General features: G+C 65.1%; 10 protein-coding genes. 6 read left to right on the top strand and 4 right to left on the bottom strand.

The window, feature by feature from the left end:
* Nucleotides 1-343: 343 nt before the first annotated feature.
* The 5 genes from AO501_RS07525 (at nt 344) to AO501_RS07545 (ending at nt 2,682) form a co-directional block, all read left to right on the top strand.
* Nucleotides 344-1,294: a hypothetical protein gene (locus AO501_RS07525; RefSeq protein ID WP_156452380.1), complete on the top strand. Its 951-nt coding sequence runs from the start codon at nt 344-346 to the stop codon at nt 1,292-1,294.
* Nucleotides 1,295-1,360: 66 nt separating this feature from the next.
* The gene (locus AO501_RS07530) at nt 1,361-1,687 is read left to right on the top strand and encodes a hypothetical protein (protein ID WP_055577137.1); all 327 of its coding nucleotides are present in this window, start codon (nt 1,361-1,363) and stop codon (nt 1,685-1,687) included.
* Nucleotides 1,688-1,823: 136 nt separating this feature from the next.
* Nucleotides 1,824-2,126: a hypothetical protein gene (locus tag AO501_RS07535; RefSeq protein WP_156452381.1), complete on the top strand. Its 303-nt coding sequence runs from the start codon at nt 1,824-1,826 to the stop codon at nt 2,124-2,126.
* 50 nt (nt 2,127-2,176) lie between these two features.
* Nucleotides 2,177-2,386 (top strand): hypothetical protein, encoded by a 210-nt coding sequence (locus AO501_RS07540; protein WP_156452382.1) that lies wholly within the window; start codon nt 2,177-2,179, stop codon nt 2,384-2,386.
* Nucleotides 2,387-2,445: 59 nt separating this feature from the next.
* Nucleotides 2,446-2,682, top strand: coding sequence for a hypothetical protein (locus tag AO501_RS07545; protein WP_055577140.1), 237 nt, complete (start codon nt 2,446-2,448; stop codon nt 2,680-2,682).
* 1 nt (nt 2,683) lies between these two features.
* Here AO501_RS07545 and mobF read toward each other — a convergent pair whose 3' ends face one another.
* The 4 genes from mobF to AO501_RS07565 all read right to left on the bottom strand — a co-directional run bounded on the left by mobF (nt 2,684) and on the right by AO501_RS07565 (nt 9,189).
* The gene (mobF, locus tag AO501_RS07550; RefSeq protein WP_055577141.1) at nt 2,684-5,536 is read right to left on the bottom strand and encodes a MobF family relaxase; all 2,853 of its coding nucleotides are present in this window, start codon (nt 5,534-5,536) and stop codon (nt 2,684-2,686) included.
* Nucleotides 5,537-5,708: 172 nt separating this feature from the next.
* On the bottom strand, nt 5,709-6,944 hold the full coding sequence (locus tag AO501_RS07555) for a helix-turn-helix domain-containing protein (RefSeq protein WP_231752379.1): 1,236 nt from the start codon (nt 6,942-6,944) through the stop codon (nt 5,709-5,711).
* Between the two features lie 413 nt (nt 6,945-7,357).
* The gene (locus AO501_RS07560) at nt 7,358-7,561 is read right to left on the bottom strand and encodes a hypothetical protein (protein ID WP_055577142.1); all 204 of its coding nucleotides are present in this window, start codon (nt 7,559-7,561) and stop codon (nt 7,358-7,360) included.
* A 1,019-nt stretch (nt 7,562-8,580) separates the two neighbouring features.
* Nucleotides 8,581-9,189, bottom strand: a complete 609-nt coding sequence (locus AO501_RS07565; protein ID WP_055577144.1) for a ParA family protein — start codon at nt 9,187-9,189, stop codon at nt 8,581-8,583.
* A 104-nt stretch (nt 9,190-9,293) separates the two neighbouring features.
* On the opposite strand from AO501_RS07565, the gene AO501_RS07570 reads away from it, so the two are divergent.
* Entirely contained in the window at nt 9,294-9,872 is a 579-nt protein-coding gene (locus AO501_RS07570; protein WP_063892828.1) for a hypothetical protein, read from the top strand.
* Nucleotides 9,873-10,068 lie beyond the last annotated feature (196 nt).

Consider the following 10,068-nt stretch of genomic DNA (forward strand, 5'->3'; position numbering starts at 1 on the left):
GGCGAGTGGTGTGCCCGCTGCGGGCCTGTCGGAAGGGCAGGCCGCACCGGCCTCGGCGAATGGTATCGGGATGCCGGGTGCTCACGTGCCGATATCGGCCGCAGGCGGATCAGGCGGCGGGGTGGGTGCTGCTCCACCGATGATGTTGCCGTCGCCGGGTATGGGTGCCCCGCCAGCGCCGCCTGGGCTGCCGGCAGGCTCAGCGTCGGTGACAGCTCCCGCGGGTCCGGTCAGCGGGCCTGGCGGCGGGGCGCCCACGCCTACGTCTGCCGGGGTGGGTGGCTCCGGGGCGGCGCTGGTTCCGGCGCCGGCCGTTAGTGCCGGGAGCGCACGGCCTGCGCGAGTGCCCAGTGAATCCCCAGAGTTGTTGGCTGCAAAGGCTTTGGCGAGCCAACTTCGCCGTAATAGCGATGCGGCGCTGTACCCGGTGATCGATTGGGCGGTAGGAGTGTTTCGCTCCGAGTCCGGCTCAGCGACCGAGACCGTGTTCATGTCCAACGAAGGATTCGGCTACATCCCCGCACGGGTGTTCGTTCCACGGTCGGCACGGCTGTTGACGGTGGACCCATTGGTGGACAACGCGTTTCGCGAAAAGTGGTTCGGTTGGCTTGATCCAGCTCGCGTGCTGGTGGAGTACGCACGACTCCGCAGTCGCGGAGGTGCGCGTTTAGTCGCGGCGGCCACTACCAGCAAAGTTGTTGACGCCTTGCGCGAATTCGGTGTCGAGCATGCGTCGTGCCCGCGGGACTATAACGAGCTGCTTCCCGCACCGCCGGTGCTTGACGACATGCACGCACACCGACTGGCGGTCCAGTGGCCCGATCTCTTTCCGCGCATCACCCGCCTTGCCGACTGGAACGGCGGTGCTGTGCTGAACCGGGTGATGGTCCCGCTAGTGATGGAGATGATGGACGGGGTGCAGCACGGGGGTGGCGGTGTGGACTGTCCACCCCCACTGCGGCAGATGTGGGATGTGCTCGGCTCTGGCGATGTAATCCCGCAAAAGGCGTGGGATGATTTCCATTTAGAAGCCCGTCTTTATTACACGACGACGAGCTCGAATCCAGGGCGCGACGTCGAAGCCGACACGAGCGGGCGCGTCGTCTATCAAGCTGAGTGGCTGGTCGCTCGCACCATGGAGGTAGTGGGAGGCTGGGCTCACCAGCCACCTTCGCTAGCCGACATGGCTTACGCGGCCGCCGCGGCCTGCGTCGGTGATTTCGCGGCCACGCTGGAGCCAATGCTGCGGCCGCTTGAGGACGAGGCGGCCGGAGAAGCCAGAGCCAACCGCTGAGGGCAGCAATTCATTTTCGTCGTTTCTGGTGGCGTGAAATCGGGGTTGCGCCGTACCGTGCTCGCTATGGATGAGAACCAGAGTGACATCGACGCCGGGGTGGAGGCGGCTACTGCGTGGCCGGCATTTGCTGCCGATTCGATGGCCGTGCAATTCGACTGTGTACGCCAGCTGCCCACACATTCGCCGATGCCCACCGCGCCGGGGCAGGAAGGCGGCTCGATGTGGGGTGCGTTGAGTGGCCTGGTAGAGGCTGTCGACGCGCAGGCGAGTGCGATGAACAGAGCGTTGACGGCCAAGGTGATCGCCAACGCGGAGGCATTCGGAGTTCCGGTGCCCGCCGATGTCGCGGAAATTGCGGAACGGTTGAATCAAACGGGAGAAGTGACCTAACTTCAGCCGCATAGCCCCGAATTCGTCACTTAGCGGCCGAATCTCGCGTCAAGTGTATCTTGACGAGAGCATCTGCATCCCGTTATTATCAAGTTCATCTTGATGAGCTGGGTTGCTCTACGGGACGGGGGCGCTGATGATCGTGTCTGGTGCCGACTGCGCGACTGGACACGCCGTCGAGGCTGCCTCGCGGAGCGGAGCTATCCGTGTCGCGTTGACCAGTGAGGGTGCGTGGGCGGGGGTGCGGTTGACCCCGGCGGTGATGGCGCTGTCGGCCGCGGAGTTGGCGGGGCAGATTGTTCAGTTGAATACGTTGGCGTACATGAGATTTCAGCTGAAGCAGCAAGCCGCGGGGGACGGGCCGACGGTGGGCCAGCGGGTGGTGTCGCCGGCGGAGGTCGATAGGTTCACCGCGCTGCTCGACGCCAGGTCAACATGACGCCGTCGGAGGCGGACTTGGCGGGTCGCGTCGTGGAACGGCTGCATCGCGTGCAGGATCTGCTGGCGGCGGTCTGTGATGACCCGGGTCGCCACGGACATGAGAGCGTAAATGCCAGCATCGCTGCCGAGGTCGCAGACGATGGGCGGTTGGTGCGGTTGTGGTTATCGCCGCTGTGCATGACCGGTTGCACTGCTGGGCAATTGGAAGACGTGATCAACGCCGCAGTCGTCGCGGCGATGGGTGCCGCAATCCATTGACTAGCTGCGGCGGCTGGGTTGGTTGAGGAATTTCAAGACAGTCTGCAAGAATCTGCGGCGTGCAGGAAAGTCGCGCGCTCAAGCAGCTGCTGGCCGCCCACGCCGATCTGCAGCGGTTGACCGCGGAAATCATCGCAGCGCGCCAGCGGCGCCGCGATGCCGCCGCAGCGTTGATTGCGCTGGGGCGCGGCCAGACCTGGATTGCTGCGCAGCTGGGTGTATCGCCGCAAGCCGTCGATAGCTTCTTGAAGTACAAGGACCGTCGAAACCCTTCTGGCCCAGCGGGTTCGGACTAAGTTATAGGTCGAGGCCGTGGCCCTCGTTGATGCTGCGGGATTGGCTGCGTCGCCGGTGGAGGTCCCAGACGCGTTGGATGCGTTGCTGGCGTTCGAGGTCGCGGTCCAGTGCGGTGTTGGTCCACTGCTGGTAGGCGGCGCGGCGGCGAGGCACGGCCTGGGCGCGTTCGGCGATCAGGGAGGCGACCCGCTCGGGTAGGTGGTGGGTGTCGACCTCGGCGGCGACGTCATGGGCGGTGCGGGCGCGGTCGTTGCGGCTGGTGATGGTGCGCATCAGGCGCGCAGCGTCAGCGCTCGTGCCGCGGCGTGCCACGTGCACACCGGGGGTGGGTTCGCCGTGTTCGTGGTCGGCTTCGGCGCCGATTTTGTCGTAGATCATGATGCGGTTGGTGTCGCGGCCGCGGGTGGCGCCCATGTAGAGGGTGCCGCGATCAGCGGTGGTCTTGATCAGTTGGGTGCAAGTGTCCGCGGTCTGCCCTTGGCAGGCTTGCAGGGTCAGCGCGTAGCCGTGATGGACGTGCTGGCGTAGGTAGTCGCCGTGGAAGACGACGCGGGCGTTGTCCTCGAGGCGCCGCGCCGCGATCCGGACATTGTCGGGATCGACGGCCAGCACTTCCCAGCGTTGCCCGTTGCGCACCGGCCCGGCGGTCTTTGAGGGTGTGGTGGCTCCGGCGCGGTAGTCAAAGACCTTGATGTCGTTGGTGGTGTCGTTGCGCCGGCTGACAATGAGGTCACCTTCAGCCAGCAGATGACCGCGCGCGCCGGTCACGGTCGGTGTCTGCGCATCCACGGTGACCGCGTGGATACGGGTGTTCAGTTGATCGCACAGCTCCCAGGTATCAGCGATGAGTAACGCGTCTTTACCGGCGTCGCGATCGGTCAGGTAGGCGCGATAGGCGTCCTGGGCCATGGTGACTTCATCACCGCAGTGCAGCCGATCGTGGCGGCGATACCACTCCACGGCCCGGCGCAGCGGCGCTGGTCCACCGTTGCGTAACGCCAGCGAGGCTTCGCGCTCCTGGGGGTCATGCATCCGCCACACTTCGGAAAGCCGCTGTGCCCAGGGCAGGTCGGTGCAGAGTTGTTCGAACATGCCGCCGCGTTTGCGGACCGGACCGAGTTGGAAGGGATCTCCCACCAGCAGGGTTTTGGCCCCCGCCGCGGTGGTGGCTGCTAACACCTCGCGCAATTGACCGTTACCGACCATCGCGGCTTCATCGATGACCACCACTGTGCGTGCATCCCAGTGCAGGCGGCCCGCGCGCAGTTCGAGCAGTGCCTTATCAACGGTGTAGCCGACATCTCCGGCGCCCTGCTGCAAGGCCCCATCGACCGCCCGCCCGGTCGGTGCCAGGACCATCACCTGCCGTCGATCACGGCGAGCGGCGCGGTGCAACGCGTGCAGCGAATGGGTTTTGCCGGCCCCGGCGGGCGCCAGCAACGGGCACACCAGCCACGGCGCCGCAGCGATACTGCGCACCGCCTGGCCCTGATCGGCCGACAACCCCGCGACATCACCCATTCCCATAGGGATCACCGCACGCTGATCGTGGGCATCCACGGTGCGCAACAGCAGCAGTTCCTCGGCCAGCACCTGGTCGATCGTGTAGCGCTCGTGTCCTTCGCGGTGATGGGCCTGCCGTGGCGCGCTGATCCGCATCCCGACCGAATCGGCGGCGTCCTCAAGCTGCTCACGCACCGAACGCCCATCACCGTCCACCTCGATCGGCAGCTGCGCACCGATGATCTCGATCAAGTCCGCGCGCGTGAACGCCGCCTTGTCGATGTCTGCGGCGATCGCGGCCAGACGGCGCCGATCAAACACCGCCGCATCCTCCGCGGCGGTCTCGCGGCGGGCGGCCGCGGCCGCGCGTTGCTCATCCATATTGATTGTGAAATCACGCGGATCGGCGGCCCACTGCTCGCGCAGCTCAGCCCACGACAGGTGTTCGGGTTTTTTCGGGCGGGTGGATTTCTGTGCCGTCGCCAACTGCCCCTGCGTCGGTGCCCCGTCCACGATCACCAAATTGTTGGCGGCCCAGTCCCGCAACTGGGTGGCCCGCTGGGACCACGCCGCGATCGTGGCCGCTGAGGCCCCGGCAAGCTCCGCCATCCCGCTGACCACATCCACCGACCCCCACTCAATGCCGAGCGCGTGATGCAGCTGACGGCGCAACGTCGCCTGATAGATGATCCCGGCCGCCCGCGCTTCATGAAACAACGAATCGGAATCGATCGACACCAGCTTGCCGTCACCGCGTGCCTGTTTGTTCGGCATCGTCACATGGGTGTGCAGATGCGGATCCCCGGCCCGGCTCGTCTCATGCTGGTAGGCCACCGCCACCAGCCCCGGCAACCGCACCAGGTCCTTCTTGCCGGTCACTTTGTTATGCACCCGCGTGTATCCCGCGTGCGCATGCAGATACTCCAGCGCTTCACTGACTGCGGCCGCGTGCGCATCGACCACTGCCTTGCGTGTCACATCGGTGCCGAACGCGCGCAGCAACGACACCGACTTCGGCGCGCAAAACGTCAAATCAAACCCATGATTGTCCGACGCGGAAAACTTGCGCCCCCGCGCCCCGTTGGGCGCGACCCCCGCATCGAACCAGCGCGCCACCACCGCCGAGTCCGCCGGACCACCCACCCGATCGGCCTCGGTTAATCCCACCAAATCGGCCGCGACGCGGGCATCCCCTGCTACCACCCATACCGGCGCCCGTGTGTTGTGCTCGGAGTAGTACTCGCCCAACCCACCGTTTGCCCGCGCCGCATCCGTAGCCGCCTCAGCCGCTGTCGCAGTCTCGATGTAATAGGCGATCGACCACTGCTTCATCCGCGAAAGCGTCAGCACTCAACCCACCCCTCGACCACCGCACTTGTGGCGCGCCGGCGCGCCACCATTAGTCTTGCACAATATTGTGCAAATGTGCCAATTGCTTGATCTCTTTGGCGGCTTGTTCTTAGTTGACATGATTCTTTTTCAGGAGACGAACTAGGAATCGGGCTCAGGGAAGGCAAAGGGGTTACGCGCTGATTGGACGGTTTTGCTCGTGAACAGGGGCCAGAGGTAAGTGACAGCGATATTTGCTCAGCACAAAAGATTCGAACGCGGGCGGGTCTATCAGCGGGATATTGACGGAGGTGTCGCCGGGGCGGCCCCGGGAGGGCGATGTTGGCCAAGACGCGGCGGAATGCGCGGTACTTGCGGTACTTGCGGCTCGGCGCGCTGCGGTCGCGCGTTGGGCGAGCGCGAGCGCGGCGAACGCCGCGGCACGTCCGGGTCCGGTGGCGGCGGCCTGGCCGCGGGCGCGGCCAGCGGCGTGTTCGGCGCGCTCGCGCGCCGCGGTACGCGCCCGCGCTTGCGCGGCGGCGCGTTCGTGGGCTTCGCGCGCTTCATCGAGCGCGGTGGGTCGTGCAGTCAGGGTGTTGTGGGCGGTGTGCCAGGCCAGCAACGACCCCAGTAGCGCGATCGGGCGTGGCGGATTGTCTGGGATGCAGCGCCCGATGCCTAGCCATTCACTCACCAGCGCGGTCAGATCGCGCGGTGTCCAGCCAGCGGCCGCCGGCGCGGCCAGCATCGCGGCCCAACTGCCGGCGCTGAACGCGCGGGCCCACGGTGGGGCGTGCGGATCAGCGCGCCACCGCACGGCGAGGCGCCGCCCTGCCTCGTCGGGTGCTCGGCGGCGCGTAGCGCCGCTTTGCCGGGCGCCCTGTGCGCCCGCGCGGGTAGTAACCAGCTTGACCAAACTGGGGGGGTGAGAGGTTACTGGGGACCGTTCCAGGTGGGGTGACAAGCTGTGCACAAGTCGGGTGGTGTGGGCGTTGTCGTGCAGTGCCCACACCGAGGCCCAGCCGCGGTGGCGATCGCCCATGCGCCAGGACGCCATGCGTTCGGTGTAGGTGCGTTGGCGGCCGCGCAGGATCTCTGTGGCCACCCCAAGCAGGCGTAGGCATTCGTGGGCGCGTTGGATGGTGCGTTGGTCATAGCCGGTGTCGTGTTCGAGTTGGGCGTTGGTGGGCCGACAGCCCCGCCCGGTGCGCCAGTCGGCGTAGCGGGCCATGGCCGCGGCGATCACGATCAGGGTGGGTTTGGCGATGCCCCCGTTGCACATCAGCGGCCGCACGTTCTGGTAGCGCAGGTCGTAGGCCACCGCCACCGTGAGGTGCGCCCAGCCGGTGGGGCCGGCGCTCCAACACGGCACCCCGGCGTAGGCCTGATCGTCGAGATTGAGGGCGACGAACGCGCTCGGGCACGGCATATTCCGGCCAGCCAGACGCCGGCCGCGCCGGATCGCCAACACCTCGGCAACCCCGGTAGTGCGGATGACACCGCGACGCGGCCACGCCGCGGTACAGCCGCGATACGCACCGGCCGAGCTGTCCACACGCGGTGTGGACGAAAGTGGATCACGGCACGCAACGAAATCTGGAACCACGCCCAGATATGCGCTACCGTGAGACGAGTCATGCAAGACACGTCCCTTTCAAGGGGCAACGGGTGCGGACCCGGAACCGAGCGCCAACTCGGTTCAAACCCTTCCGACAGGGGGCCCCGCTCACGCGGGGCCTTCGTCATCTCAGCGAGTCGTCCACACCGCTATTCAGCTGTCAGCATCTGCCCGGCCGGGGCGCAAGGTATGAAGAAAGAAGGGGCTGCCGGGCGCGGCGGGATTCACATCGCCAAGGGCAAAACCTCCGGCTTCTTGTTGAGCTCACGCACTAGATCCTTGAGGTCATAGCGATAGGCCAGAACGTCGGCGACGAGCTGGGACATGCTGATGCCTCGCGCAGCGGCTTCGGCTTTGACTTCCTCGTATACCTGTTCAACGGGGCGGCACATGATGAGTTTGCGCTGACCTTTATGCGGTTGAGCCATGGCGCGATCCTTACATGGCTATCTGATAGCGGACCTCCGACACGCCGAGTGTCCTGTGATGCTTTTGTGACACAAGCAGCCAGCAGATTTGCCCCGACTTTTTGCCCGCGTTGTATCACCTGGCGGCCGGGGAAGCTGAGCCCCAGCACGGGGCCTTTGACCGCGGTGGGGGTGGGGGTTGGAGCGGGGCTGTGCGCGACGATCAATGTGGCCCTGGCAGCGGAGCGCAGCGGCACAGATCACCGTGCGCAGGTTGGCGATTTCGCAGTGGCGGGTAAGTCTTGAGTAGGCCGCGCGGCTCGTCAGCGTCGGCGTGTTGGGGTGGACCAAGGATAGTCTTGCGCGGGCAAGTGATGGCTTCCTTCGTAATGGCCGCGCTTGTGCGTGGTGGCGCGGGCTGTCAAGGCTCGACCTAGGGTCGACCGCGCCAGCGGCATCTGGCCTTGACAGCTCGCACCACCACGTTCACCACAATTGCGGCGAGGAAGGGAGCCCGACCTCCTCAATAGCCAGAGACAACCGTAACCATCAATCCATACATACAGGTATATGGATTGATAGCTGGATGTGTGTCTATCTATATCAAGCGGTGAGGGCGGGGTATGTCCGGTGGATGGCTGCAAGAAGCAGCGCCTGAACGCTAGTGTCATGCTGAGCGGCAGTTATTTTTAGTGCTCTGTGCAGGTCAGCGGGTAGGTCCACTGTGCTCCGCCGGCCGCTGACCCCGTGAAATTGTTCAGCCGACTTCGCCAACGCTGGCACATCGGTGAGTCCTTCGGTGATTGCGACGCGCACCAGTTCGGTCACTGTGGTGTCGCGAGTTGCAGCGTGCGACTTGAGGCCGAGCCGCACTTGGGGGGGGTATACGACAGTGGTCCGTTGCGGTGGCGTTTTATCTGCCGGCGCGGCCGCCGGCAAGACGGGATGGAAGGTTTCTGCCGCGCGTGCACTGGGAGCCGCAGATACCGGCCGGCGGATGATCGAGGACCGGACTTGATCGGCTGTGGTCGGCTTGGTGCTCACTGCACCACCTCCTGGAGTGCTGGTGCCATCGCGGTGGTCAGCTCCTGGAATACGTCGGCGTAATCACCCAGATAGCGTGGAATGCACCGGCCGAATGACCGCTCAACGGCGGTACGCGCTCGCACGACGGTGCGCAGAGTGGGTGCCCCTGCGTCAGCCAGTGCCAGCGGTATCTCGGTGGCCTCGACTTTCCGTAGATCGACCAGCGTCAACAGGATGGTGGTGGGACGGTGCGCGGTGATGTCCAGCGTGGGCCATACGCGGTCAATGTCGGCCGCGCGCGGCCCGGACGGAATGATCACCAAGTCAGCCGCGTCGATCGCGGCGTCGATCGCCGCCGCAGTGCCCGGCGGGGTGTCGATCATGATGAGCTCATCGGGCGTACTAGTTAGTCCTCTGAGGTCATCAGCTGTCACAGGTGTGACCGTGAAAGGAAGCGGCATATCCACTGATGCCGCTCGTTCCGCCCAGGAGGTCGCCGAACCCTGCGGGTCGGCGTCGAGAACGCGCGTGGGGGTACCGCGCCTGGTCGCTGCGGCGGCCAAAAACATCGCGGTCGTGGTCTTGGCGACCCCACCCTTGGTGTGCACGAGTGACCAAATCATGCAGTAACCATACACCCAGCCATCCATACATACAGGAATATGGATTGCTGGATATCTAGGTGTCTACGGTTTGCTTGCACCCCCGCCCGCTACCGTCTGCGCCCATGAGTGTGTTTGATGCCTGGATTGATGAATCGGGGTCCAATCAGCGCGTTGACCCCGGTACATACATCCTTAGTGCTGTTATCAGCGAAGCCGCTAAAGCTGCGGCCGCGCGTGAGGCGATGCGGTCGCTGCTCGTAGGCAAGAGGCATCGCAAGCTGCATTGGCGGGATGAGGACCGCAGCCGCCAGCACACCATCGCGATGACAGTGGCCCGCCTGGACGTGGAGCATCTGGTGGTCGTGCGGTCACGACCCGATAGCGGTGATCATCCCGAACGTCAGCGCCGGCTCTGCATGGAGCGGCTGCTGCCGGAGTTGGTGGCATTGGGTGTCGGCCGGGCCGTCGTGGAATCACGCGGCCTCAAGGATGACCAGCAGGATCACCGGACACTGGACTATCTGCGTCGAAAGCGGGTGCTTGGCGGGCAGCTGCATCTTGATCACATCGGAGGTCCCATTGAGCCAATGCTGTGGATACCCGACGCGTGCTGCGGGGCCGTCACGCAGCTGCGGAGCGGCGACCCCGAGCATTACGCCCTGATTGAAACAAAGGTGACCCTGCTTGAAGTCGAGTCCTGAATACGCAGAACCCCAGGCCCTGTCTTCCGGCAGGATCTCCTGGGGTCCACTTCTGATGACACCGCAATGCATCAGCTTCACCAGCAACTATAGGCAAAGTGCAAGCATTGTTCAACCCTACGGCTTGACTCACGAAAAGTGCCCGCGAAACGCCCTCGGTGCCTCACATAAGAATGCCCGCGAAACGGTGACCGTC

Origin of the sequence: Mycobacterium gordonae (assembly GCF_001417955.2) — a bacterium.
GTDB lineage: Bacteria > Actinomycetota > Actinomycetes > Mycobacteriales > Mycobacteriaceae > Mycobacterium > Mycobacterium gordonae_B.

Coding starts and splice junctions, on each gene's coding strand:
- AO501_RS07570 (WP_063892828.1), top strand. CDS start 9,294: ATGAGTGTGTTTGATGCCTGGATTGATGAATCGGGGTCCAATCAGCGC.
- AO501_RS07565 (WP_055577144.1), bottom strand. CDS start 9,189: ATGATTTGGTCACTCGTGCACACCAAGGGTGGGGTCGCCAAGACCACG.
- AO501_RS07535 (WP_156452381.1), top strand. CDS start 1,824: ATGATCGTGTCTGGTGCCGACTGCGCGACTGGACACGCCGTCGAGGCT.
- AO501_RS07560 (WP_055577142.1), bottom strand. CDS start 7,561: ATGGCTCAACCGCATAAAGGTCAGCGCAAACTCATCATGTGCCGCCCC.
- AO501_RS07530 (WP_055577137.1), top strand. CDS start 1,361: ATGGATGAGAACCAGAGTGACATCGACGCCGGGGTGGAGGCGGCTACT.
- AO501_RS07555 (WP_231752379.1), bottom strand. CDS start 6,944: ATGCCGTGCCCGAGCGCGTTCGTCGCCCTCAATCTCGACGATCAGGCC.